Source organism: Limnospira fusiformis SAG 85.79, from assembly GCF_012516315.1.
In the GTDB taxonomy this organism is placed as follows: domain Bacteria; phylum Cyanobacteriota; class Cyanobacteriia; order Cyanobacteriales; family Microcoleaceae; genus Limnospira; species Limnospira fusiformis.
In genome coordinates this window covers 4,660,980-4,687,889 of record NZ_CP051185.1, presented here as the reverse complement: position 1 = coordinate 4,687,889, position 26,910 = coordinate 4,660,980, and the positions used below count along the sequence as shown (strand labels likewise).

Sequence of the window (26,910 nt, the reverse complement as noted above, 5' to 3'; positions counted from 1 at the left end):
TCATGCGTTATCGACGCTTTGGTAAAACCAATTTATCCCTATCAGTATTTTCCCTGGGGACGATGCGCTATTTAGCATCCCCGGAAAATGCCCACCAAACCATAGAAAGGGCAGTTTCTATGGGAATTAACCATATAGAGACTGCCAAAGGTTATGGCAAAAGTGAGGAGTATCTGGGAGCGAGTTGGCTGGGTGGTCTACCTGTGGAGCGATCGCAGCTTTATATTACTACCAAGATCCCACCCATGTCTGATCCTGATGCTTTAGAAAAGGCGATCGATGATTCCCTAACTAGGCTGAATCTTGACTATCTCGATGGTTTGGCGATTCATGGTATTAATACCCCCGAACATCTCACGGAGGCGATCGCTGGTATTGTGGGTATTGACAGAGCCATTGCAGATGGACGGGTCAGACATCTGGGGTTCTCGACCCATGCTCCGGTTGAGGTGATTCTGGAAGCCATTAATAGCGATCGCTTTGAGTTTGTCAATCTCCATTATTACTATTTTTTCCAGCGCCATGCTCCCGCCATCACCCTAGCATCTCAAAAGGATATGGGGATTTTCATTATTTCCCCAGCCGATAAAGGGGGAAGACTCTACACCCCCCCAGCTAAGTTAACTCAGCTATGCGATCCATTTTCACCCCTGCACTTGAATTATCGATTCCTATTGAGCGATCGCCGCATTACTACCCTCAGTTTAGGAGCCGCTAACCCGCAAGAATTGGATTTACCGCTGCAAGTAGCGGATTCTGTAGAATCCCTCACGGAGTCGGAACAAAGCGCCCTCATGGCTCTGGAAACCGCCTTAGAGGAAACATTAGCAACCGATACCTGTAAACAGTGTTATGAATGTTTACCATGTCCTGAACTGATTAATATCCCGGAAGTCCTGAGATTGCGAAATTTGGCGATCGCCTACAATATGACGGAATTTGGTAAGTATCGCTATGGTATGTTTGAGAATGCCGGACATTGGTTTCCTGGACGTAGAGGCGATCGATGTACCGACTGCGGCGACTGTTTACCCCGCTGTCCTGAAAATTTAGATATTCCCCGTCTGTTGCGAGACACTCACCAACGACTGGGAGGATCTAAAGGGCGACGTTTGTGGGAATCTTAGGTAATATTGCAAACATCTGATTTTAGTCAAATTCATCTGGGAAGTTCGCCGGTTTTAGCGCCGGAGTGTCGGGGTCCGGTGGTGCGGATTCAACGTTATTGATTTTGGCTTGGTCTAAAAAGTCAATTAAAATATATTCTACTTCTTGGATAGTCTCATTATTTTTGAGTTCGGAACGTAACACATCTAAAAAACGGTTAACTAATCGCTGTTGCAATTCTTGCGCGATGGGATCTGGTTGTTTATTTTGTGAGGCATAATAGGATTTTAGTGGCTGCTGGGAGATAATGGCGGCGATGCGTTTGACCAGATTATCACTCACCTGTTCAGGAAGTTTCCGAATCACCGGAATTTTCTGTAAACGGCGATAAATTCCTGATTGTTTAACAGACTGACTGACCTGATAATGAAGATAGGCTTCTAAGTCCTGTTGAATTTCTGGTAAAACATGACAAGCAGTAACTTTTAATAATTGTTGGCTAATTACTTTGACTTGACTCGGACTCTCTGGCTTGGTGATACTCATCGATTTTTGTTGAGATTTAAAAATCATTTTTCGCAGTTTTCCGCTGCTGACAGTTGCTTTGAGTTGGCTAATGCTTTGGTTAACTACTACCTGGATTAATTCATTCCCAAAACTAGCAATAACTTTGAGTTTAATTTGAGCCCTCAGTGTAGCCATATTAGGTAATTTGGCTCTTTCTAAGTGAATGATAACTGGAATTATCCGAATTAGGCGAATAACCCCAATCAGTAAAAATAGGTCATACCAGATCATCCTAATACATGGCCATAACCCTAGTTGGGGATGGCGACGACGAATAAAGGAGAGTTCCACGAGAAAAATCAGCCAAAAAACGATTACCCAAGGGAAATCAACTAGCCAAAAACGGTCGATAAATTCGCCATTTATTCCCAGGTGGCGGAAATACATCTGACGCATTAAACTAGCTATTTGACTGTCAAAAAAATCTAGTTCTGTTTCCCATCCTTTTTGGCTGAAGTTATCAAGACTCCAGAAGGTTCTCAAGGCTTCTCTTGAGGACTGATCTACCCAAATAACTTCGGGTGCGAGGATACTTAATACCCTCATTGAATACAAAAATTTTAAGGTGGGTGTTAAGTGATTAGTCGTGGATGGATCGCCACTGTGGATATGTTCGACCATCCTATATTTGATATGAGTGATTAACCCTAAAGTGTTGTCAATTTGGGGGATATAACTGCGGTCTATCATCTCAGTGCTGAGTTGCTGAAGCTGCTGTAATAAGGGTTCAACTTGAGGGGATTCTAAACCCTCATATTCTAAGATGGCTTTCAGGTCTGCTACAATCATCAGATAGCTTTGGGAGGGTCGATAGGCTTCGACTCCCTTAATTATATCATAGCTTAATTGGGGTTCATATAGTGTAAATAGATGTCGTAAATTGATATTAAAAAATCTCAGGGAATTTTCCCAACCATTATCAGTGAAATATGCTCGACTCCAAAAGGTATTGATGGCTGTTTCTAGGTCATCGGTGTTGAGATGTTCCCGGAGTCGGTTATTAATAACTGCTAAAGTTCCGTGGGAGTCTTGAACCCGAAATGGTGGTTGTTTTATGAGAATTTCGATGCTAGATTGTCTAATTTCGGATAAGATAGGGTCAACTTGGGGAGAGTTTAAGCCTTCCTGTTCTAGGATGATCTGGAGATTATCTACGAGTTGTAAATATTGCCTTTGGGGAGTGTTAGATATTTGTTGGCGATAATCATCGATGCGTATATATAAATGGCGGTTTTTGAGGTAGATAAAGTCAAAAACTACTAAGCTGAGGTTGGCGAGAATTAAGATAGCGATCGCCCTATCAATGAATAGCCGAAAATGCGATCGCCAAACCTTTCTGTCGAGATCAGATTTTGGTCGGAACCCAGATAATGATAGAAAAGAAATCAGTTGGCGACCAAACAACCCCCATCTCCTTGTTTGTTATTGATGACTATGCCCAAACTATGCTATCAGTAAATTATACCGAAAAACGCACGGGGTTAACATCAAGGAAGTGGCACAAAATCATAACCCAATCCCGATCGCCTTCCGGGTTCAACCTTAACCAATTCTGCGGCTTGGTTGCGATCGCCAGAAGGTAAAAAACGGATATTTCCGCCACCCCCCTTAGGGGAAAAACCGGGTTCTGATAGTGTCCTTTGGACTCCCTGGCGGCTAGAATCTCCAGAAATACCAGCAATCAAGGCTTTAGTGGCATCATAAGCCATAGTAGTCCGCCAGTTAATATCACCACCCCATAACTGAGTCGCCGCGTCTGGAAACGCGGAATTAGTGTGGCTAAGAATATGCCAGGGAATAGCGACCACCATGCCTTCACTATCGCCTCCGACCTGTAAAACTTCAGGTCTGTAGAGACTATCTCCCCCCAACACAGGTAAGTTTCTAGCATTAACACGCACCACCTGTAAAGCCTGACTAACAGTTTCGGTATTAGCCAATAATACGATCGCCTCTGCACCCTGTCGCGTAGCTGATTCTACGGCATCAAAGCTATTAAAATTCCCCTCAGCCAGATTAATCTCTGCGACGACTGCGCCGCCATCTCCATATAAAGCGGTAGTAAACTCATCTTTGAGGGAACGACTATAACTACTATCCTGGTTATAAAAAATAGCCGCCTGGTTCAGATTCAGGGTATCTACCATATATTTAGTCAGGGTATTAGCGGTAAAGCGATCGCTGGGAACAGTCCGAAAAATGAAATTCCCCGCCCTAGATAACTGCATCGAGGTACTGGTGGGAGAAATCGCCACCAATTGACCCCTTTCATAAATGGGGGATGCAGCCAAAGTCACATCACTAGCAAAATGCCCCACGACTCCCAAAACCTGGTCATCTGCGACTAGAGACTGAGCCACTTGTTCAGCGACACTAGGGTTATTAGCATCATCAGCAATCAGCACCCGCAGGGGAACGCCGTTAATACCCCCGGCTTGGTTAACTTCATTTTGAGCCTGGGCTACTCCCCGCAGGATTTCCTGGGCTGCATTTTCTGCGGTAGTGATAGGAACAGAAACGGCTATTGTATGGGACTGTCCAGCACCAATGCGGGCATTATTGAGATAAATTAGGGCTTCTGGATCATTGCGATTTTGCTGTAGGGAGGCTTCCAACTGGGAAACAGCCCTAGAATAATCTCCGGCAGCGATCGCCTCAATTCCCTCTTGTTTAGCGGGGGAAGTTGTGCTGGCAACCAATAACTGTTGCCCACCACTAATCGCCCTAGGTCGGGAGTCATTCCTAGCTGTTGGGGAAGTGGGAGATGTTGTCATACCTGCCTCTGTTTGTGATTGCCACTGGGTAAAGGCAAAATACCCCACGGCTAATAATCCTCCGGTAAGCAGCAAGGCTACAATCAGAATGGCTGTTTCGTTCTTTTGAGACATGATCAAATCTGCTCTATAAAACTTAAACAAAACCGGACATAGCCGGATCTTGATGTTTATTTCTGGCTTCGTCCGGGACTGTCGGCAGCACCCCGTCCACAAGTGTAATCGTCTGAACCAGGCGATTTTTCTAAATTTCTACTGGCGTTCAAATCTCTATCAATCTTCAGGCCACAGTTTGGACATTCAAAAGTCCGACGGACTAGGGGCATTTTTTGACGATAACCGCAATTAGAACACAGTTGACTGGATGGATAAAATCTATCGGCAATAATCAACTTTGAACCATAACGTTCTGCCTTGTAACCTAGTTGACGACGGAACTCATAAAATGAAGCATCAGCGATAGAACCCGCCAAACCATGATTTTTCAGCATACCTGACACATTCAAATCTTCAATGACGACTTGGCTGTGGTTCTTAGCCAAGAAAGTAGTTATTTTATGAATGGTGTCCCGCCGAATGTTTGCTACTCTTTGATGTAGCTTTTGAACTTTTAAGAGACATTTGGCCCAATTTTTCGAGCCTTTGACTTTGCGACTTAAATGACGTTGTAATTGAGCTAGTTTTTTGGTCGTTGCTTTATAAGCCTTGGGATTAGAGAATTGGGTCCCATCGGAGCAAGTCGCCAAATTGTTAATTCCTAGGTCTACCCCGATTCTCTCTCGGAATTTCGGTGTGATTTCTGGTGTGATTTCTACGAAAAAGCTCATATACCAGTCACCTGCTTGGCGCGTTATAGTGACTTTCTTAACCCAACTTTCGGGTAGAGCCTCAAATGTAGAAACCCAGCCCACAAAAGGCAGCTTATGGCGAGTTCCTGACAACTTGAATGGCTTTCCGGAATTGTCAAGGGTAAAGCTATCATGGTGGCCTTTCTTCTTAAATTTAGGATAACTGCTTATTCCCTTGAAGAAGCGCTTAAAGGCATCCCCTAGATTAATGAAGGCATATTGATCAACTTTAGAAGACAATTCGGACATCCAAGGATATTGAGGTTTCACATAATGAGTAAAAACCTTTTTAATGGAGTTGATATTAGGCTTGAGTCCCTCTTCATAAGCTGACCTCCATAAGTGTAATCCCCAATTAAACACGAACCGAGCATAACCCGCGTGTTTGGCCATCAAGGTGGCTTGACGGTCATTGAGTTTTAGTTTTGTCCGGAAAGCTTTGTAAGGCATGATTGGATTTTACCATGAAGAATCCGACTTGATGAGTATGTCGTCAGGGAAATTTGGCATGGTCTGGGGTTTGACCGTATACTCATTATTGAGTTGCGAATCTTTGGGGGTATTGTACCTTATTGTCATAAGATGTCAAGCAAATCTTGGATTAAATTCTGGCTCCAATCCCGTTTTTGTTGTAGTTCAACTCAAGAAATGAGCCGTTTGAGAATCCCGTAAATTAGACGAAATAGGGCAGTTACGGCGACGGCTGATAGTGCTGTCAATATTGGTAAAATGATGACCTGGGTAACTTCAAGATTACCGGGTCCAGTGCCAACCCAAAAAATGATCGCAAAAGATATCCCAGCAATAATCAGCAGATCCCATTTTTCTACCCAACGGCGCACTTGAGCTAATAGTAACCCCGCTAACAGGAAGCCAGCAATCCCCAAAATCAAAGGTATTGTATCTAACAACGACGACAACACCATCACCAGTAATCCCCCCTCAAAGCCGGTAAATGCTGCTGAGGCTAGAATTTCCAGGATGGAAAAAGGCCGCCTGAGGGTGGGGGTTGGCGGTTGAATTTGAGTAGCTACTGGTGCGGACACTGGGGCGCTTTGAGGAGTTACAGAAGGCGCAGGAACTACGGGAGGAGGTGGCGGTGGCGGTGGCCGCGATATCATGGCATTGAGGGCTGTTAATACCTCGGTAGCGGCTCCAAAGCGATCGCTAGGGGTAGGTTGTAACATCCGGTCAAGAATATTAGCCAGGGAATCAGAAATTGTCACCTGATCTTTCCAAATCCAAGCATTGCTGTAGTTATCAAACAAATCTTTAGGGTCTTTGGCTGTTAATAACATAATTGCTGTGACCGCCAAAGCATATAAATCGGTAGATGGATATACACTGCGACCTCGCATTTGTTCTGGGGGAGCAAATCCGGCAGAATAGATTCTGGTGGATTTATTTCCTGGTGCTTGGGTGACTTCCTTAACCGCGCCAAAATCGAGCAAATGGAGAGTGCCAGAGCGATCGCGCATAATATTAGAGGGCTTAATATCGCGGTGGACGACATCTTCCCCGTGGACAAATTCCAGGATATTCAGAATTTCCCGCATTACTTCCAGCACTTCCGTTTCGGAAAACAGACCCCGGCTTGATAGTTCCTGTTCCAGGTTCTGACCGTCGATATATTCTTGAACTAGATAGAAAAATTGCTGAGGGGTGCGAGTTTGCCAACCTGTTGCTTCCAGGGGAAAATAGGCTAACAAATTGGGGATTTGAGGATGTTGGTGTCCGAGGCGATCGAGAACCTGGGCTTCCCGTTCAAATAATTCTTGGGCGATCGCTAATTGTTGGGGGCCCAAGTCTCGGGCGGGGAGAAACTGCTTAACAACACAGGTGCGTAAACTTGGCGATCGGCGATCGCGCGCCAAAAACGCCGCCCCAAACCCCCCCTGACCCAATAGACGTTCCGTGAGGTAGCGCCCATCTAAAATCAGGGGCATACCGCAGGTGATACAATACTTCTGTTGTACTGTTTTGAGGTTGGCATGATCATCAAGGTCAGGATATAAGTTTTCTGGCTTGGGACAACCGGGGCGAGTACAGTAGATTTTCATCGGAAGTTAGGTTGGGCTTATCGCCTGAGTTTATTTTCACTAAAAAAGTGCGGCTACCCTAGGATTTTGGCAAAAATGCACCTGATGGTCAATTAATCTGCGGATCAGAATGAGAAAATAGGGGTAAGATCTCACGGCTGAAGGCTTCGGCGGCTTTGGATTGATAGCGATTAGGATTAACAATTACTGATAACATCCGTTTAACCGTTACTGAATCAATGGTAGCCCGATGCAGCATCCCCATTTGGATCTCTTTTTCAATAGCCGAGGTAGAAACAAAAGCGGCTCCCAGTCCGGCTTGTACAGTATTTTTAATAGCCTCAATGGAGTTAAGTTCCATTTCTATCCGTAAGCGACGCGGATCAATATCATAGCGACTGAGGACTTGATCAATCACCTTGCGAATAGTCGATTGAGCATCTAGGGCGATAAACTTTAGGTTATACAGGTCTTCCTTTTGAATAAAGTCTTTTTCAGCCAAGGGGTGAAATACAGGTAAAACCAGGGCTAGTTCATCCTCAATATAAGGCTGAACCTTGAGACAGTCCTGCAATTCCGGCGGGATCTTTCCCCCAATGATGGCTAAGTCAATTTGTCCGTTAGCAACACTCCAAGCGGTGCGACGGGTAGAGTGGACATGAAGTTGCACGGCCACATCTGGGTATTTTTGCCGAAACATCCCAATCATCCCCGGTAGGAGATAGGTTCCGGTAGTCTGGGAAGCACCGACAATTAGGGTTCCCCCTTGTAGGTTTTGTAAGTCTTCGATCGCACGACAGGTTTCTTGACATAGGGAAAGTATCTTTTCCCCATAACTAATCAGTAAATGTCCGGCTTCGGTAAGTTTAGCGCGACGACCAGCGCGATCGAACAGGGGAACATTTAATTGTCGCTCTAAATTCTGTACTTGTAGGCTGATCGCAGGTTGGGAGACATAGAGACTATCGGCGGCTCTTTTAAAACTCCCTTCAGAGGCGATCGCCTTGAGAATTCGTAATTGATCCAGGGTAAACGGAACGTCTGACATCAGTAAATAAAAGTGCTATTCGATGTGCTAGTGTGTTGGAAGTCGAACCCCCCACTACAGTTTACAAGGGCATCTGTTCTGAGGTAGGTTCGTTAACCTCCACAACAGAAATCTCTAAGTTTTCCGGTGGGAGTTGTGTACTAGAGAAATTGGGTAAAATCTCCTGCATGAATGCAGATGCTGCTTTGGATCTATAGCGTAAGGGGTTATAAATCACTGATAACATCCGTGTGATGGTGACTCGATCAATTTTAGGAATTTGCAATACTCCCATTTGTAACTCTTTCTCAATGGCGGATGTGGAAACAAAGGCCACCCCCAAACCAGACTGCACCGCATTTTTGATCGCTTCAATAGAACTTAGTTCCATTTCGATTTTGAGGCGACTGGTATCAATCCCAGACCGACTCAATACCTGGTCAATCACTTTGCGGATAGTCGATTGAGCATCAAGGCTGATAAACTTCAACTCGTATAAATCATCATGTTCGATAATCTCCTGTGTGGCGAGGGGATGGGAAACCGACATAATTAGAGCTAGTTCATCTTCTGCGAAAGGAATTACCTCTAATGACTGCGCCAATTCCGGGGAGATCTCCCCCCCGACGATCGCTAAATCAATTTGTCCATTCACCACACTCCAAGCCGTGCGACGGGTAGAGTGAACATGAAGTTGTACCGCTACTTCGGGATATTTGGAGCGAAACATCCCAATCATCCGAGGTAGCAAATAGGTTCCCGTAGTTTGGGAAGCACCGACAATTAGGGTTCCTCCTTGCAGGTTTTGTAAGTCTTCTAGCGCACGACAGGTTTCCTGACACAGGGAAAGCACTTTTTCCCCATAACTCAATAATAGATGACCCGCTTCTGTCAGTTGGGCGCGACGACCTCCCCGATCAAATAAGGGTACATTTAATTGGCGTTCCAGGTTCTGCACTTGCAAGCTGACCGCAGGTTGGGATACATATAGGCGATCGGCGGCTCGCTTGAAACTTCCCTCGGAAGCGATCGCTTGCAAAATGCGTAACTGATCTAAAGTGAATGGAAGATCGGACATGGTGTTAACCTCATCGGCAGACAAAAGATCCGAGAATTAGGTAGCTGAGGATCGTCTTCTTTGAGCATACTGCGAGATGATCTGTATTGGAGCTAACTTTATTATCCGTTGAAGAGGTCAAAATGTCTGATCAATGGCTCAGTCTTAGCCATTTTGTTATGGTGGGGCTACTTCTATGCTTTGCGATCGCCCATAGTGGTCTAGCCGCCCTCCGCCCTGTTGTCGAACAGGTCATCGGTCCCCGGTTGTATCGCATTTTTTTCGCCCTCGTCAGTTTATCCCTGGCTGTGGTCTTGATTATCTATTTCTTTAATCACCGCTATGATGGCCTACAACTCTGGCAAGTTCAGGGTGTACCCGCCGTTAAACCTATCGTTTGGGTCCTCTCGGCTATCTCCTTTCTGTTTTTATACCCCTCTACTTTCAATCTACTGGAAATTGCTGCGATCGCTAAACCAGAAGTCCATCTTCATCAAACTGGCATTATCCGTATTACCCGACATCCCCAAATGGTCGGACAGGTGATCTGGTGTATTGCCCATACTCTCTGGATTGGTACCACCTTTACCCTCCTCACCTCCATTGGTTTGGTTTTACATCACCTTTTTGGAGTCTGGCACGGCGATCGGCGTTTACAAGCCCGTTTTGGCGAATCCTTTGAAACCCTCAAATCCCAAACCTCCGTAATTCCCTTTTTGGCAATTATCCAGGGACGGCAAACCCTCGTTATACAGGAATTCCTCCGTCCCGCTTATCTGGGGGTTGGGGTTTTCATTATCCTACTTTGGAAAGCTCATCCACTATTAATTCGTGTCACAGGTAACGTAGGCTGGTAGCATGATCCCAGAGATATAAAATGTTCGTTAATAAAATTTAGAGCCATCATGCTTTTATCGGTCAGTGAGCAGCAATTTTCCAAAGAGGTCTTGAGTGCTTCTACACCTATTCTCGTTCACTTCTGGGCTCCCTGGTGCGGCCTGTGCAAACTTATTGTCCCACAATTGGAACAGTTCCAGACACAGTGGACAGGTCAGGTTCAGGTATTTGGTATTAATGCTGACCAGAATTTAAAGCTGGCCAGTACCTATCGACTTCAGAATCTACCTACCCTAATTCTCTTTAATCAAGGAGAACCACTCTACCGCATTGAACACTTACTCAGACGCGAAGACCTACTCAATACCCTTAATGGTTTCATGCTTAACTATCAACATGACTGCTACACCCGTCCTTTGAAAACCCCTGAATATCTCCAGTTGGAAGCCTAATGGGGTTGTCAAAATCTACAATTTGTCGAAACAAATTTAACCGGGTTTCTTATACATGGCTATCGGAAATCCGGTTTTTTTCTTGAAGGTGAGATTCAATTGCGTTATGTTTACCCCTCTGTTTCCCAAAACTTTATCCGGTTTTAGCCTCTTATTTGTCCTGACTGCCTGCCACAATGTCAATAATTTATCATCTGATTTATCCCCTATATCCCCATCAACTGTACCCCATAACAACCCAGAAACCCCAGTTAAATGGGAACTAAAAACCGTTAATCAGCAGGGCGGCTTTTTCTGCTCTAATGGTGAGATGGCTGCCGGACCTATCACCCAAAACATGATTAATAAATGCCTCCAATGGGGCGGCGGTTCCGCCTGTTTTAATCACCAATGGTCAGAAACATTATTTCGCCAAGCATACGGAAATAATATCTGTCCCTATGGTTCTCATCTTAACGCCATTACTGGTTATTGTATGGAAGCCAATGACTCATTGGGGCCGTTTCCTCAAGATTTAATTACTGCTTGTCAACAAGAAGGCGGCGGTAATTCCTGCTTATCTAATCGTTGGGATTCACATTTTTTATTAAGTTTAATTCGTCAAGCAGGCTTGATTAATCTCCCTAGTCGCCCTCCTCAATTTGTCTTGCTGGCTTTTGACGGTTCCCGTTCCCTGGAAGCATGGAAAAAATCTCGCCACTTTGCTAAAGATAAGGCTGCTCAAAATATCCCCCTCCGCTTTACTTATTTTATCAGTGCTGTCTATTTTGTCAATACTGGCGATCGCCAACTTTATCAACCACCTGGCGGTCACCGGGTCGGTCATTCGGCGATCGGTTGGGGAGGAACCCCACCAGAAGTTAAACAACGCCTAGAACAGCTAAATTTAGCCTATCAAGAAGGTCATGAAATTGCCTCCCATGCAGTAGGTCATTTTAATGGTAGTCGCTGGACTGAGGCGGACTGGACGCGAGAATTTAACTATTTTGATAAGTTTATTTTTCAATCCCACCAAATTAATAACCTAGAAGGTAGTCTCGCCTTTGACAAAACCGCCATTCAAGGATTTCGCGCCCCCGAATTGGGTCAGGGTCCTGGTTTATATCAAACCCTACAAAAAAAAGGTTTTCGTTATGATACCAGTAAAGTCGCTCAATCTAACTACTGGCCACAAAAACAAAACGGCATCTGGAATTTCCCCCTCGCTAGTTTAACTACCGCTAAAACCCGTAAAAATGTCTTGTCAATGGACTATAATTTTTATTATGCTCATTCTCAAGCCAAGCCTAACCCTGCTAATGCTCAATTCTACGAAGAAGATACTTTCCAAACCTATCTAAACTATTTTCAAGCTAACTATACAGGAAATCGCGCCCCTATTCACATCGGTCATCATTTTTCCGCCTGGAATAATGGCGCTTATTGGAATGCTATGTTTCGCTTTGCTGAAGCCGTTTGTGGTCAGCCAGAAGTTAAATGTATCACCTATCGAGAATTGGCGGATTTTATGGATTTACTCACCCCAGAACAAATTGCTACCTATCAAAAAGGTGACTTTCCCAAATGGTCGGCTAACGAGTCAGTTGACACGGCTTTAATATCTAGTGATTTATCGGGTTTGGGGGTTAATAATCCTCAATTTTCTGCCGATGATTTTTGCGGTACAGTAGGAGTATCTCACGCTAACCGAAGATAATGTAACGCCCTCTGGGTGAGGGCTGTACCCTAGCCGATTAACTGAGTAAACCACGACCATTTTGGTGAAATTCTTGTACAGTTTTATTGGAGAGTTCATGGGTGGTTAAAGATTGCAGAATATCCAAGGGTAGGGTGAGGTGATAAGCACCAGCTTTGAGAGTGGCGACGGCTTCCTCTGGGGACTTGATGCTGGCGGCGAGAATTTTGGTTTCACTTCCGGCGAGAATTTCAGCCATATCTTTAACTAGGGTGATTCCATCTCCTAAAAATCTGGTGGCGCGGTTGACATAAGCGATCGCATATTTTGCCCCCGCTTCTTGGGCGACAGCCGCTTGATATGCACTATAAATCCCCGTCACAGAACAGGCAATTTTAGGCGATAGATGAGCCACTACTTGAAAGCCTAAGCTAGTGGCTGGAACTTTTAAAACTGTTTGTTCTCCCAAAATATTATAAGCTGCCCAAGCCTCCTCCAGCATATTCTCAAAATCTAAGGCAGTTAACTGATAGTAAATCTCCCCCCGGAACAGTTGTTTAAGTCCTTTTAAAGTTGCCTCTGGGGATAGGTCACTTTTAGCCAGTAAAGTGGGATTAGTGGTGACTCCTTTCACCCACCCCCATTGACTAGCTGCTTCAGCTTCCGACAGAATAGCAGAATCGAGATATAAAGCCATGATTTCTGTTTAATAATTTAACCGATTACCAGTTTTGACCGAGACTCTCCGACAATATCTATGGAAATTACCACAATGGCAAGTGGCGATCGCTCCGGGATGTGTCCAGGGTAGACTGGTAGGGTCCGCTGGCCGTTTGGCTGAGTAAATACCACCCCCCCCCGACAAGCCGCGCCGCCACGCCGATAGGGTCAGCTACGATGTCCCCAAAATTGATAGATACATCGTTGATGGTATGAGATACATCCTTGATGGTATGATAGATGCACCCGACATGGCAGTAAATAGCGACAACCAAGCTAAACACAAACACCAGCATTTGTACTTCCATGTTGATGACCTGTGGGACGTGGGGGAAAGCCGATCGCCAAACCGTAAGACCCAATAGTAGAGTAAAAACTGCTATCTCCTGGTTTGGTGGGTAGGAAGCCCGGGCTGTAATCTTCGATTCAGCGTCGGGTAATTCACTAGAAAGTCCCTTGCCTGATAGTCCCTCAAAATGAGATGATCTCAGATGTAGTCTGAGGGCGATTCCAGAGCCATTCTGAAAATAGAACCATTATCATCTGGTTTCTCTACTCCGGCACTCACACTTTAGAGCGATTATATAGAAAAATACAACTATGGCTGTTGCAACTCAATCACTTGAACAACTCTGCATTAACTCAATTCGTTTTTTAGCTATTGACGCAGTAGAGAAAGCGAACTCAGGCCACCCCGGACTTCCTATGGGTGCGGCCCCGATGGCTTTTGTACTCTGGGATCGCTTTATGCGTTATAACCCCAAAAACCCTAAATGGTTTAACCGCGATCGCTTTGTCCTATCCGCCGGTCATGGCTGTATGCTACATTATGCCCTTCTGCATCTGACGGGCTATGATAGCGTCGGCATCGATGATATTAAACAATTTCGTCAGTGGGGGTCGAAAACTCCAGGACACCCAGAAAACCACGTCACCGAAGGGGTGGAAGTAACTACCGGACCCCTAGGACAAGGTATTGCTAACGCTGTGGGTCTGGCTTTGGCTGAGGCTCATCTAGCCGCGCGTTTTAACAAGCCTGATTGTACTGTGGTAGACCACTATACCTATGTCATCCTAGGCGATGGCTGCAACATGGAGGGTATTTCTGGAGAGGCTTGTTCTTTGGCGGGACACTGGGGCCTCGGTAAGCTGATCGCCTTCTATGATGATAACCATATTTCCATTGATGGCTCTACGGATATATCTTTCACAGAAGATGTAGCCAAGCGCTTTGAAGCCTATGGCTGGCACGTTCAGCACGTTGCTGATGGTAATACAGATTTGGAGGCGATCGCCACTGCCATTGAAAAAGCTAAGGCCGTCACTGATAAGCCTTCCTTGATTAAAGTTACCACCACCATCGGTTTTGGTTCTCCCAACAAAGCTAACAGCCATGACGTTCATGGTGCCGCTTTGGGTAAAGCAGAAGTACAGGCTACCCGCGATCATCTGGGTTGGAGTTATCCTGAATTTGTGATTCCTGATGATGCAATTAAGCATTTCCGCAAAGCAGTCGAGCGGGGTGCGAATTATGAGGATGAGTGGAAAGCCACTTTGGAAACCTACAAATCTAAGTATCCTGAAGAGGCGGCGACTCTCGAACGCTTGCTGAGTGGGAAACTTCCCGAAGGATGGGAAAAATCTCTGCCTACCTATACCCCGGAAACTAAGGCTGATGCAACCCGTAACCAGTCCGGTGTGACTCTAAATGCGATCGCTGGAGTCCTTCCTGAATTGGTTGGCGGTTCTGCTGATTTGGCTCCCTCTAATAAGACTTTACTCAAAGGTTTGGGAGATTTCCAAAAGGGTCAATACCAAAATCGTAACCTCCGCTTTGGGGTGCGTGAACACGCTATGGGAGCCATTTGTAATGGTATCGCTCTGCACCGTTCGGGTCTGATTCCCTATGGCGCGACCTTCCTGGTGTTTACCGATTATATGCGTAATTCTATCCGTTTGTCGGCTCTGTCGGAAGCTCCCGTGCTGTGGGTGATGACTCATGATTCTATTGCTTTGGGTGAAGATGGTCCGACTCACCAACCCGTTGAACATATCGCTTCTCTGCGGTTGATTCCTGATTTGACTGTCATTCGTCCCGCTGATGGTAATGAGACTTCTGGAGCCTATAAGGTGGCGATCGAAAACCGTCACTATCCCACTTTGATGGCATTCTCTCGCCAAAATCTGCCTAACCTGGAAGGTAGTTCCATCGACAATGTGGCTAAGGGTGCTTATGTCCTTAGTGATAACAGTGATGGTACCCCTGATATTATTCTGATTGGTACTGGTGGAGAAACTTACCTCTGTGTTGATGCGGCGGTTAAACTCCGGGAAGAGGGTAAAAAAGTCCGCGTGGTTTCTATGCCTAGTTGGGAACTGTTTGAGAAGCAGGATGCTGCTTACAAGGAGTCCGTTTTCCCTGCCTCTGTTAAGAAGCGTTTGGCGGTGGAAGCCGGTGTTAGCTTTGGCTGGTGTCGCTATGTGACTGATGAAGGTGCTACTATCAGTATTGACACCTTCGGCGCGTCTGCTCCTGGCGGTGTGGTATTGGAGAAATTTGGCTTCACCGTTGATAATGTGGTGGCGAAAGCTAAGGAACTTCTTGGTTAATTAATTACCTAGGTGCGTCAGTCAGAAGAGTTTGTCAGCATTTCATCATCAACATTCTCGCGGTCTGACGCACCCTACCGTCTTAATCGGCAAGGGTGCAACATTGTTTGTACCCTTGTTTTTTTATTTCTACCCGTGAGTATTGATTGATTAACACTGATAAAATATGGAATAGGGCAGGGAAGATTATACAGAGCGATTAATCATACATATTTTAGATATGGTTTAGATAAATTGTGAACTGACCAAACCGACAATGATATGATTTATGATGGAATAAATTATATAATCAATTATTATGAATATGGGCATAACTAAGGTGACAATTTATACGGACGGAGCCTGTAGCGGGAACCCTGGGAAGGGAGGATATGGGGCTGTGTTGATGTGTGGTAGTCACCGGAAGGAAATATCGGGAGGCTTCCGACTAACTACTAATAACCGCATGGAAATGATGGCAGCGATCGCCGCCTTACGAGCCCTCAAATTTCCCTGTTCTGTGACCCTCTATAGTGATTCTAAATATCTCGTAGATGCTATGACCCTGGGATGGGCTAAACGTTGGCAAAAGAATGGATGGCGACGTAATCAGAAGGAATGGGCGAAAAATCCCGATTTGTGGGCGCAATTATTAGGTTTGTGCGAGGAACATCAAGTCCGGTTTGTCTGGGTTAAGGGTCACGCAGGCGATCGCGAAAATGAAATTTGCGATCGTCTTGCTGTAGAAGCTACTCATAGAGATAGTTTACCGCCAGATGCAGGATACGAAAACCCACCCCAACCTCAAGACATCGATTCTATGAGTTAATGTGATCTTAGTGTAATCTTAATTTAATCTCGTGGTTACTCTGTAGAAATTGCCGATAATTGGCTAATCAATTGGCTATAGTTTCTTGAACTGGAATGGTCTGTTGACTTTAAGATAGGGAAGTTGCTTTGTAAATCTTGGAAAAATGGCCCGTTTAGCCCTATTAAGTGTATCTGACAAAACTGGACTGATTGACTTAGCCCGATCGCTTGTGGAAGAATTTGGCTTTGACCTGATTAGTAGTGGGGGAACTGCTAAAGCTATCCAAGAGGCGGGACTACCTGTGACTAAGGTTTCTGACTATACCGGATTTCCTGAAATTCTGGGGGGACGAGTCAAAACCCTGCATCCTCGCATTCATGGCGGTATCCTCGCGCGTCGGGATATTCCCCAGGACGTGGAACAATTACAACAGCATGAGATCCGCCCTATTGACCTGGTAGTGGTTAATCTGTACCCGTTTGAACAAACTATTGCATCCGAAAACGTTACCCTACCAGAGGCGATCGAACAAATTGATATCGGTGGCCCAACCTTACTGCGGGCTTCTGCTAAAAATTTCGCCCATTTGACCGTCCTTTGTCACCCTAACCAATATGGGGACTATCTCCAAGAAATGCGAAACAGCAGCGGCGAACCGAGTTTAGAATTTCGTCAAGGCTGCGCTTTACAAGCCTTCCGTCATACTGGGGCTTATGATCGGGCGATCGCTAATTATTTAGAACATCAAAACACCACCGAAACTAATCCCCTCCCCACCACCTACACTGTCGCCGGAAACCAAATACAAGCCCTCCGCTACGGCGAGAACCCCCACCAACCCGCCGCCTGGTATCAAACCGGAACTGTCCCTAATGGCTGGTCGGCGGGTAAAATTTTGCAGGGAAAACCCCTCAGTTACAATAACTTGGTGGACCTGGAAGCCGCTAGACGGATTATTTGCGAGTTTACTGATGAACCGGCGGCGGCTGTTCTGAAACATACTAACCCCTGTGGGGCGGCGATCGCTAATAGTTTATCGGAGGCTTATCAACGGGCTTTTGCTGCGGACTCCGTTTCTGCTTTTGGGGGTATTGTTGCGCTCAACCGTCCCATTGATGCGGCGACCGCTACAGCCATGACCAAAACTTTTTTAGAGTGTATTGTCGCCCCCGGTTGTGAACCAGAAGCCGAGGCTATTCTCAGGAAAAAGGCTAATTTGCGGGTGTTGATTTTGCCCGATTTAGTTTCTGGTCCCAAGGAAACTATTAAGCTAATTGCTGGGGGTTTTTTGGTGCAGACCTGTGATGATGAAATCGATATCCCTGACCATTGGCAATTAGTCACCGAAAAGAAACCTACCTCGGCACAATTGGCTGAGTTATTGTTTGCTTGGAAAATTGCCAAGCACGTTAAATCTAATGCGATCGTTGTCACCAAAAACCGCACAACTCTAGGGGTGGGAGCCGGACAAATGAATCGCGTAGGAGCCGCTAAAATTGCCCTAGAACTAGCCGGAGAAGATGCTAAGGGCGGATTCCTTGCTAGTGATGGTTTCTTCCCCTTTGATGACTCAGTAAGGACCGCTGCTGCTGCTGGTATTGAGGCTATTGTTCAACCCGGCGGCAGTATGCGAGATCAAGATTCCATTAATGCCGCTAATGAATTAGGTCTGGTCATGGTAATCACCGGAATGCGTCATTTTCTCCATTAAAATAGCCATTCCCCATTGATGTACATCTAAACTCCCCTCTCCCAACAATGGGGAGGGGTTAGGCGTGAGGGAATTTACTGGCTAGGGGAACTGACAAAGTTAGACAAAAGTTTGATATAGCCACTTTGATAATAAATAGCAGGTTCCGTAATTTCCCAGGCTTTTTGGCGGGGGTCATTTTCATCAAAATATGCCTTCATGGGAGGCTCACCAACAGGGGGTTTAGATGAACCAGTATAATATTGATTTGGTCCCCCTACTAAATAGCCAGGAGCCGGACCGCTGGGAGAGTTTAAAGCATGATCATAAATGCCGCCGCCGAACCACTGATGATACATTTTGTTAGCGGATTTTTCCGCTCCGTATTCATACATATTGCTTAAATAAACCATGCTTAATGGGTTGACACCGTGGAGATAATGGAGATGGTCTAAGGCTCGGATTTTATAGCTGTCCGCGTGGTCTGGGTCTACCTCATACAACAAGACATCGTAGTTGGTATTACCATAGTTGGATTCCACTAGGTTACTACCCCAATGATATTGAGGGTCGCTCATATAAGCACGGTAGGGGTCGAGGTCAGAATTACCGTAGGAGGCCTTATTACTTAGCACCATTTCCCGAAAGCGATCGCTTATTTGTTGTTGGATATTTTTATCGCCATTGGCTAGTTTAGTGTATAATAATAGGGCATCCCCTTCATGGGGGTTATACCTCGACCAAGTATCATCTTTAAAGGGTTGAGTTTCCGTTAAATTGGCACTTATATATTGATTATATTTGGTGTCTCCGGTCAGTTGTAATAAATAAACCGCCGCCGTTACAGTTGTCCCTTTTTGTTCCCGTTCGGTTCTATCTGCATCCCCAGATTTAATCGTCTGGGAATCACAATCAGTCCGTTTTGGGTTAGATTGAAACCAGTCCCAAGCAGCGATCGCTCTATTTTGCAGGTCTTCTGCATAGTCCTTCAGAGGCGGAAATTCCCGAAAAACTAACGCCGTATGGGCGAACATTCCCGCCGTCGAGATACTAGCAGAAGAACATTTAGGAGCATAATAACGGGGACGTTTATCAAGACTAGGAAGCTCTGGATTATTATGATCAATCGTACCCAGTTTAATAAACACTCCCCCATCATCATCCTGCATCCGTTTTAACCAATCAATTTCATACTTAATTTCATCTATAATATCTGGGAGATTATTCCCCGATTCGGGAATGTTAAAATCATCAGTCCAAATCTCCCGATTGTGGGAGTAAGCATCCAAAAGTTGATGAATTACCGGAGTCGCAAAAGTTACATATTTATTAGTATCTCCCGCATCAAACCAACCGCCACGCATATCGCGAGCTAAAGCCGGATTATCTGGGTCATAAATATAGCGAGCTTCTGTATCCTGTCCGGGTCCTAAAAAAGCCGCACCATCAGTCCATCTAGGGTCAGCATAAGGGGGTTGTTTAGGAAAGCCACTACGCTGATAAAAAAAGGTACGCATAGCAGTTATCAGAACCTGTTTATAGACATCATCCCTAATCTCAAATTCAAAAGAACGTTGTTGATTTTCGGAATCTATGATATAATAGGAGCCGGGTTTATTGACCGGGGAAAAGTCAAACCACCAAGCGCGATCGCCTGATTGATAATGAATGTTACCATCCAACCAAGGCTGAATTTGACCCCCATAAACTTGTTGATGAGAATTAGCATCCCAAACTTCGTAGGTAGTTCCTGGTGAGAACGATTCCTGGGCATTAAAACCCACTTCGGGAGTAGTAATTACAGCGACTTTATGATCCTGGGGACGATAGCCAAACTGATCAACTTTGATATATTGTCCGGGTTTTATATCAGCTCTGATATTGGGCTGACTCGAAAGGTCAGCATCGCTGATGACTACTATCAAAGCAATAGTTAGCAGGAAACAGACAAACCACCTTAGCATTTAGCTCACCAATTCACCCTAATTCGATCTTATCACTTCTCGAAATTAAAGCCCACCCTGGTTATGATATAGCCAGAATGGGTTATTGTTAAGTTTGATTCAAATTGATTTTCTTTTCGGGGATTGATATTAATTATGCGCCAATTGCTTCTTCCACTGCTGCGAGTCGCTGGGAAGAGTAGCCAATACCGCGAACCGTGAGAATATACTCCGGGTTACGCTGATCAGTCTCAATTTTAGCTCGTAGGCGAGCCACATGAACATCAACAACGCGCATATCAGCAATGCGGCGGGGGGTGTAACCCCACAATTGTTGCAGAATTTCCGAACGAGAAACCGCCTCACCCGATCGCTTAAACAACAGTTCGAGCAAGTTAAACTCGATATATGTTAGGGGCAACAATTTATCGCCTTTGTAAACCCGTCGTTTAATGGTGTCAATGCGGAGGGTGTCAACTTGGATAACTTCAGGACTTAGATCATGGGAAGATGCGTTATCTTTGAACCGACGCAGGATAGCATGAATGCGGGCTTCCAATTCTTTGGGAGAAAAGGGTTTAGTTAAGTAATCATCAGCCCCCAATTCTAAACCAGTGATGCGATCGGCGACATCTCCCAAGGCGGTTAACATAATGATGGGGATATCAGAAATCGCTCGAATTTTTTGACAAACCCCATAACCGTTAAGCCTTGGCATCATCACATCCAAAACTACCAGGTCTGGACTTTCGCGATCGAACATTTCAATAGCTTGTAAACCATCTGCTGCTGCGACAACACTGTAACCGACCATTGACAGACGGGTTGTCAAAATACGTCGAATTGCAGATTCATCATCGGCAATGAGGATTTTTTCAGGATTGCGCCGTTCGTCAACTCGTGCTTTTATGGTCATGTTTACTGCTCTATAAAACTTAAACAAAACCGGACATAGCCGGATCTTGATGTTTATTTCTTGCTTCGTCCGGGACTGTCGGCAGCACCCCGTCCACAAGTGTAATCGTCGGAACCAGGCGATTTTTCTAAATTTCTACTGGCGTTCAAATCTCTATCAATCTTCAGGCCACAGTTTGGACATTCAAAAGTCCGACGGACTAGGGGCATTTTTTGACGATAACCGCAATTAGAACACAGTTGACTGGATGGATAAAATCTATCGGCAATAATCAACTTTGAACCATAACGTTCTGCCTTGTAACCTAGTTGACGACGGAACTCATAAAATGAGGCGTCCTCTTTTTGCCATCCACGATAAAGGATGCCCCGTTGGTATTGACGCAAGTAGCCAGATTGTCCAGTCCCATATCGATCGCTAGAGCCGTATCGGGTTCCGTGGGAACGGGAGTTTCTTCCACCTCGTAAATAAACTCGACTTCAAAAAAACGGGCATTATATCGAGGGTGAATCCGAACTTCCTGGAGAGTATCGGGAGCGATTCTTTCCGGGAAAGGAATCCAAATTTCGCCCCGCAAGTTGCCCAAGTCGCGAGACACGGGAACTCTAAACTTTCCGTCCTTGATTTGAACCCTCGGCATAATCAGGACAAAATAACCGTCTTTGGGCAGATAGTCAGGGAGTCTAACTTTCTGTGGAAAGGTCCCCTCTTTGAGGGCCTGGCTCAAACGGTAGAAGCTCCGAAAAGTGCGATCGACTACTTTAAGAGTTTGTTGGGCTATATCGGTATTCAAGCGTTTATAGTTCTCGTTTCCCTTACAGTAGTGATAGTTGGACTCGTAGGGAAGGTGTTTCCGAGCCTGGAAGTAATACTGCCATTGAGTGTCAAGTCCTACATTGTAGAGATTTTTACTCAGTCGGCAGAGTTCCCGCAAGGCCTTAAACTCTTGCACTTGAAGTCCTCGTATCTGGTTCTTTTGAGTCAGGTACATAGCTTCTCACTACAACTACCTCTATTTCTGTCTCAAAGGTACAGCCGTGCTGGAAGCACGGGGTTGGAAACCGATGATTTCCGATGATAACATAGATTTTCGTAATGTTATCAATTTATCTTTAAGGTTCTTTACAGAACTTTGGGTTACGCAAAAAAACTTTACAAAAAACCATTTACAAGAATGGGGGTCTTAGCTTTACTGTTAAGAAATTAACATATAAGACCAAGATTCTTTTAACTCGATGTCAAAAGAAGTCCCACACCACGCCGTTGGGTTAATGAGAGGCAGTGTAGCAAGAGACTGATATCATTAACACACTATTGGCATTCATTGTCAAAAATGTAATCTTATTGAAACTATGCCCAATCCATTCCTAGGTGTCAGGATTCCTTCTGAGGTACACGAAGCACTCATGGCGCGGGTAAAAATCACTGGACAATCCAAGTCCGATCTGGTCATTGATGCCTTGAGATCCTATCTGGGAATATCACCTCAGCAGGAAAAACTTGATCAATTAGAAGTCAGACTATCGGCCTTAGAATTTAAATTGGAACAGTTGGGGGAAGAATCCCATTCAGATGATTAGACCTACCATGAGCCATTTTAATCTGCTCAAATCGGGTGATTCTGGGCGGTTTTCATCTGCCAAATTTTTGGGTTTGATGTTTCCTAATTTGAGGGATTATCAGCTAGGGTAAAGACCGTAAAATAGGATGACCAATGAAGGAACAGCAATGGTCATTAAGAGGGTGAGAAGAAAGCCAACTCGTGTAAAGTCGGAGAATTTATAACCTCCGGGACTATAAACCATGGTATTAGTTTGGTAGCCAATGGGGGTCATAAAGCTACAGGAAGCGGCGAGAGTGACTGCAAACATAAAGGCATAGGGATTTAATTGCAGGGTTTCAGCTACTCGGACAGCAATGGGAATCATGAGTACTACGGTGGCATTATTGGAGAGAATTTCTGTTAATAAAACTGTGATGATAAAGAAAAATGTTAACACCCAATACCCGGAAAGATGACCCCCGACAGACACTAAATTATTAGCCAGCCATTCAGTTGCGCCGGAATTTTCCATAGCAATTCCTAGGGGAATTAATCCGGCTAATAGAAAAATTACATCCCAACGAACAGCACCATACATTTCACCGGGTTTTAGACATCCAGTGGCGACCATCAAAATCACTCCGGCTAAAGCACTAACTAAAATGGGAACTATGTTAAAGGCTGCTAGTGCAATTACGCCTAAAGTAATGCCAATGGCGATCGCAGCTTTATCGGTGCGTAAGTTTTCGAGCTCTCTCTCTTCTAAGACTAACAGTTCCCTAGTGGTTTGTAAACCAATAAAACTCTGTTTTGGGCCTTGGACTAATAATAAGTCACCAAATCTGAGTTTGATTTTTCCTAAGCGTCCTTGGACTAATTCGGCACCGCGACGTATGGCTAATACGGTGACATTATACCGCTGTCTAAAGCGTAAATCTTTGAGGGTAGTACCAATTAGACGGGAGTTGGATAAAATCAAGACTTCGGCGATTTTTTCTTCTCCAGAACTCAGGACTGTTTCTAGGGATTGTTCCCTAAATTTGACATCAGGTAAAAGATCTAAACCTCTTTCGTTTTTAATTTTGAGTAAATCTTCACGGGTGCTACGAATAATCAGAATATCTCCGGGTTTTAAGACTTTATCGGCTACGGGTTGGGGGAGGTGAATTTTGTTGCGAACTAACTCTAATACGTCTAGGTCAAATTTGCGTTGAATTTCACTTTGGCGGAGGGTTTGTCCGACTAAGCTGGATGTATTAGTGACGACTACTTCGCTGAGATATTCCTGCAAATCATAGCTGTTATCGATGCCACTATTCATGCGTGATTCTCGTTTGGGTAGAAGTTTGGGGGCAACGAAGGAAATGTATAATAAACCAATGATAAAGGTTAATAATCCGACACTGGTAAATTGGAAAATATGAAAGTTCTCATAACCTAATTGTTCAGAGATGCCACCAGCGAGGATATTAGTTGATGTGCCAATTACGGTAATCATTCCCCCTAGAATTGAAGCGTAAGAAAGAGGAATCAGGAATTGAGAGGGTGAGTTTTTTTGCTGTTTACACCAATCTTCGATGATGGGTAGAAAAATAGCGATAACGGCGGTATTATTAATAAAGGCTGAAATGGGTGCGACTAAGCCAACCATCACAAAAAGCTGTTGATTGATGCCGTTTCCTCCCCATTTAATTAGTCGATCGCGTATAATTTGAATGACTCCGGTGCGGGTAATTCCGGCGCTGAGGATAAACATAGCCATAACGGTAATGGTGGCTGAATTGCCAAAGCCAGAAATTCCCTGTTCGGGAGTGACTAAACCCAGGAACATTAATAAAACTGTAACAGCGATCGCCGTTAAATCTACCGGTAGCCATTCAACTATAAAACTAATCAGGGCGAGAACAACTATAGACAGAGTAAGAAAAACTTCCATGGGTGAAGATATGGTAAGGTGGCTGTTCACAAAGGTAACGTTTGATCATACAGCCAATTAGAACAGGTGTCAGGTATAGGGGAGTGAATAACCCTAGACCTGCGAAAAAGGACGATCAGTAGATCGTCCCTTGGGTTAAAGGCTGGGGGCTACAATGAGTTAATTTTTGGATTTGCTATTTCCGCCGCCATTGCTATCATCAGCAACAGTAGCTAAAACTCTTTGGGCTAGTTGTTCGGGGACTTCCTGTAAATGGTCAAATTTCCAGTTAAAGTAACCGACCCCCATAGTTAGCGATCGCAATTCTACAATCAGATCTTGCATTTCCGCCTGTGGTAAATAAGCCGACACCTGATCCCAACCTTTCCAGTCAGCCACAGGTTCATAGCCCAAAATTTGACCACGGCGAGTAGTAATCAATTGGAACAGTTGAGAGGTAAAGTCATTAGGGGCGCATACTTCCACCGTAACAATAGGTTCAAGCAAAGTGGGGTTACATTTAGCCATACCCGTTTGCATAGCCAGCCTGGCGGCTTGTTTAAAAGCCTGTTCGGAACTATCCACAGAGTGATAGGAACCATTAGTCAGGGTGACAGAAACATCAACGACGGGGAACCCTAGGGGACCTTGTTGGAGGTATTCTCGCACGCCCATTTCCACGCCGGGAATGTATTGTTTTGGCACCGCGCCGCCGACAATGGTTTCACTAAAGTTAAAACCTTCACCGCGAGGTAAGGGGGTAATATCTAAATAAACATCACCAAATTGTCCATGTCCGCCGCTTTGGTGTTTGTAGCGCCCGTGGGAGTTGGTATTAGAACGGATCGTTTCTTTATAGGGAATTTGAGGCGGCGAGGTAACTATGGGTAAGTTGTACTTGCGGCGTAGGCGATCGAGGGTTACTTTTAGGTGAATTTCTCCCTGTCCCCAGAGGATAACCTGGTGAGTGTCGGTGTTTTGTTCCCAAGTTAGAGAGGGATCTTCCTCGATCATTTTGGTGAGGGCGGCGCTGAGTTTTACTTCATCTTTGCGATTTTCTGGGGCGATCGCAAATGCCAATACTGGTGGCAAAACCTGGGCTTTCGGTAACGGTGCTTTGAGGCGATCGGGTTGAGCGGTCAAAGTATCCCCGGTTTTGATGCCTTCCATACGCGCCAAGGCGACAATTTCCCCGGTTTTGGCAACTTGCACGCCCTGGGTTTGTTGTCCCAGCAGACGGTACATTCCGGCTGCGCGTATACCATTAAGAACAATGCCCTCGGTAAGTTCTCCCTGCCAGACTCGCACTAGGGAGAGTTTACCACCTTGGGGGGTGTAAAAGGTTTTCAGGACTTGGGCGATCGGGATATCGCTGGTTCCTTTGAGTCCCCGACGTTCGGCGGTTAAGCTGGGTTCTGGGGCTTCTCGGACTAGGGCATCAAGAAGCGATCGCACTCCATATTCTAATTCAGCCGCTCCGAAAAATACGGGAACAATCAAATCCGCGCCCAATTCCATTTTTAGGTCTTTGACAATTTCCTCCGTGGGCGGTTCAATTTCTTCGAGAAGTTCTTCCAAAAGGTGATCATCAAAGTTAGATAATTGTTCTAACATCTCCTGGCGGGCGGCGTGTTCCAGGTCTTTTAGTTCTTCCGGCATGGGAACCGGATCTGAGGCGGCACCAGGATGGTAGTTATAGGCTTGTTCTGTGACCAAATCGATAAAACCAATTAATTCTGAACCTTTGGCGATCGGATATTCTTGGGGAACTATGGGGCGACTCGATACAGTTTTCAGGGCATTTAATAACTCTAAAAAGTTGAGGGTGCAGCCTTCTTCATCAGAGAAAGCCCGATCCATTTTATTAATGAACACAATATGGGGAATTTCCCAATCATCCAAAAATTTGAATAACGGGGATAGGGTGAGGATGCGTAATGGTTCCGGTTCACAAACCACTATTGCTAATCCTGCACCCATCAGGGCGTTATAGGTTTCTTGGGCAAATTCTACCGAACCTGGACAGTCGAGGAAGGTAAAGTTAATGCCGCCATATTCAGTATAAGCGGCATTGATTTCTACACTCATATTGCGATCGCGAGCCTCAGCTACGCTATCCCCGATCCGATTGCCTTCTTTAGCCGTACCTTTACGGGTAATCGTTCCCGTCGCAAACAGCAGACTTTCTAGCAGCGCTGTTTTGCCACTCAAATAGGGGCCGACAATCGCGACATTACGATTTTCTGATGCAACATTATTTGTCATCTGACGCTCTCCTGAAACCGGATAAATCAATCATTATAACACGGTGGCAATTGTGATTTTTTGAACGAGAAATCATCTCTCGGAAACTTAATATTTTTTCAACAATTCACAACCGGGATACCGTGGGACTTTGCT

21 protein-coding genes and 1 pseudogene are annotated in these 26,910 nt (G+C 45.1%); 8 read left to right on the top strand and 14 right to left on the bottom strand.

Annotation, left to right across the window (positions count from 1 at the left end; all coding sequences use genetic code 11):
- Positions 1-2: 2 nt before the first annotated feature.
- The gene (locus HFV01_RS22185; RefSeq protein WP_193520393.1) at positions 3-1,127 is read left to right on the top strand and encodes an aldo/keto reductase; all 1,125 of its coding nucleotides are present in this window, start codon (positions 3-5) and stop codon (positions 1,125-1,127) included.
- 22 nt (positions 1,128-1,149) lie between these two features.
- Here HFV01_RS22185 and HFV01_RS22180 read toward each other — a convergent pair whose 3' ends face one another.
- The 6 genes from HFV01_RS22180 to HFV01_RS22155 form a co-directional block, all read right to left on the bottom strand.
- Positions 1,150-3,078, bottom strand: coding sequence for a hypothetical protein (locus HFV01_RS22180; protein ID WP_193520392.1), 1,929 nt, complete (start codon positions 3,076-3,078; stop codon positions 1,150-1,152).
- Between the two features lie 83 nt (positions 3,079-3,161).
- On the bottom strand, positions 3,162-4,562 hold the full coding sequence (locus HFV01_RS22175) for an ABC transporter substrate-binding protein (RefSeq protein ID WP_006670099.1): 1,401 nt from the start codon (positions 4,560-4,562) through the stop codon (positions 3,162-3,164).
- Between the two features lie 56 nt (positions 4,563-4,618).
- Complete coding sequence (locus HFV01_RS22170) at positions 4,619-5,746, bottom strand: RNA-guided endonuclease InsQ/TnpB family protein (RefSeq protein ID WP_193520391.1); 1,128 nt, start codon at positions 5,744-5,746, stop codon at positions 4,619-4,621.
- Between the two features lie 191 nt (positions 5,747-5,937).
- Positions 5,938-7,356, bottom strand: a complete 1,419-nt coding sequence (locus tag HFV01_RS22165; RefSeq protein WP_193520390.1) for a serine/threonine-protein kinase — start codon at positions 7,354-7,356, stop codon at positions 5,938-5,940.
- A gap of 88 nt (positions 7,357-7,444) precedes the next feature.
- Complete coding sequence (locus HFV01_RS22160) at positions 7,445-8,383, bottom strand: LysR family transcriptional regulator (protein WP_006670096.1); 939 nt, start codon at positions 8,381-8,383, stop codon at positions 7,445-7,447.
- 61 nt (positions 8,384-8,444) lie between these two features.
- On the bottom strand, positions 8,445-9,440 hold the full coding sequence (locus tag HFV01_RS22155; RefSeq protein WP_193520389.1) for a LysR family transcriptional regulator: 996 nt from the start codon (positions 9,438-9,440) through the stop codon (positions 8,445-8,447).
- Between the two features lie 122 nt (positions 9,441-9,562).
- Between HFV01_RS22155 and HFV01_RS22150 the strand changes: the two genes are divergently transcribed.
- The 3 genes from HFV01_RS22150 (at position 9,563) to HFV01_RS22140 (ending at position 12,404) form a co-directional block, all read left to right on the top strand.
- Positions 9,563-10,276, top strand: coding sequence for an NnrU family protein (locus HFV01_RS22150; protein ID WP_006621377.1), 714 nt, complete (start codon positions 9,563-9,565; stop codon positions 10,274-10,276).
- 48 nt (positions 10,277-10,324) lie between these two features.
- On the top strand, positions 10,325-10,708 hold the full coding sequence (locus tag HFV01_RS22145; protein ID WP_006621376.1) for a thioredoxin family protein: 384 nt from the start codon (positions 10,325-10,327) through the stop codon (positions 10,706-10,708).
- A gap of 106 nt (positions 10,709-10,814) precedes the next feature.
- On the top strand, positions 10,815-12,404 hold the full coding sequence (locus HFV01_RS22140) for a polysaccharide deacetylase family protein (RefSeq protein WP_193520388.1): 1,590 nt from the start codon (positions 10,815-10,817) through the stop codon (positions 12,402-12,404).
- 37 nt (positions 12,405-12,441) lie between these two features.
- Here the strand turns inward: HFV01_RS22140 and HFV01_RS22135 are convergent, their stop codons facing one another.
- Positions 12,442-13,080: a transaldolase family protein gene (locus HFV01_RS22135; RefSeq protein ID WP_006670093.1), complete on the bottom strand. Its 639-nt coding sequence runs from the start codon at positions 13,078-13,080 to the stop codon at positions 12,442-12,444.
- Positions 13,081-13,147: 67 nt separating this feature from the next.
- On the bottom strand, positions 13,148-13,465 hold the full coding sequence (locus HFV01_RS22130; protein ID WP_318285877.1) for a hypothetical protein: 318 nt from the start codon (positions 13,463-13,465) through the stop codon (positions 13,148-13,150).
- A 238-nt stretch (positions 13,466-13,703) separates the two neighbouring features.
- Between HFV01_RS22130 and tkt the strand changes: the two genes are divergently transcribed.
- From tkt to purH, 3 genes are all read left to right on the top strand, one after another.
- On the top strand, positions 13,704-15,713 hold the full coding sequence (gene tkt, locus HFV01_RS22125) for a transketolase (RefSeq protein WP_193520387.1): 2,010 nt from the start codon (positions 13,704-13,706) through the stop codon (positions 15,711-15,713).
- A gap of 304 nt (positions 15,714-16,017) precedes the next feature.
- On the top strand, positions 16,018-16,521 hold the full coding sequence (gene rnhA / locus HFV01_RS22120; protein ID WP_286167525.1) for a ribonuclease HI: 504 nt from the start codon (positions 16,018-16,020) through the stop codon (positions 16,519-16,521).
- Between the two features lie 145 nt (positions 16,522-16,666).
- Positions 16,667-18,214 carry a bifunctional phosphoribosylaminoimidazolecarboxamide formyltransferase/IMP cyclohydrolase gene (gene purH, locus HFV01_RS22115; protein WP_006621370.1) on the top strand — a complete coding sequence of 516 codons (1,548 nt, stop codon included), beginning with the start codon at positions 16,667-16,669 and terminating at the stop codon, positions 18,212-18,214.
- Positions 18,215-18,288: 74 nt separating this feature from the next.
- Here purH and HFV01_RS22110 read toward each other — a convergent pair whose 3' ends face one another.
- From HFV01_RS22110 to HFV01_RS32190, 4 genes and pseudogenes are all read right to left on the bottom strand, one after another.
- Positions 18,289-20,157, bottom strand: coding sequence for a glycoside hydrolase family 9 protein (locus HFV01_RS22110; protein WP_006621369.1), 1,869 nt, complete (start codon positions 20,155-20,157; stop codon positions 18,289-18,291).
- A 133-nt stretch (positions 20,158-20,290) separates the two neighbouring features.
- A complete protein-coding gene (gene rpaB, locus HFV01_RS22105; RefSeq protein WP_006621368.1) occupies positions 20,291-21,052 on the bottom strand; it encodes a response regulator transcription factor RpaB in 762 nt (253 codons plus the stop codon).
- Between the two features lie 53 nt (positions 21,053-21,105).
- Positions 21,106-21,390: pseudogene (locus HFV01_RS22100) on the bottom strand (zinc ribbon domain-containing protein); the annotation flags it as partial.
- Positions 21,357-22,004 (bottom strand): RNA-guided endonuclease InsQ/TnpB family protein, encoded by a 648-nt coding sequence (locus tag HFV01_RS32190; protein WP_396442611.1) that lies wholly within the window; start codon positions 22,002-22,004, stop codon positions 21,357-21,359. The pseudogene HFV01_RS22100 and the gene HFV01_RS32190, both read right to left, overlap by 34 nt.
- A 400-nt stretch (positions 22,005-22,404) precedes the next feature.
- On the opposite strand from HFV01_RS32190, the gene HFV01_RS22090 reads away from it, so the two are divergent.
- Positions 22,405-22,632, top strand: coding sequence for a YlcI/YnfO family protein (locus HFV01_RS22090; protein WP_006670089.1), 228 nt, complete (start codon positions 22,405-22,407; stop codon positions 22,630-22,632).
- A gap of 99 nt (positions 22,633-22,731) precedes the next feature.
- Here HFV01_RS22090 and HFV01_RS22085 read toward each other — a convergent pair whose 3' ends face one another.
- Positions 22,732-24,531 (bottom strand): SLC13 family permease, encoded by a 1,800-nt coding sequence (locus HFV01_RS22085; RefSeq protein ID WP_006621364.1) that lies wholly within the window; start codon positions 24,529-24,531, stop codon positions 22,732-22,734.
- 159 nt (positions 24,532-24,690) lie between these two features.
- Complete coding sequence (locus HFV01_RS22080) at positions 24,691-26,775, bottom strand: elongation factor G (RefSeq protein ID WP_006621363.1); 2,085 nt, start codon at positions 26,773-26,775, stop codon at positions 24,691-24,693.
- Positions 26,776-26,910 lie beyond the last annotated feature (135 nt).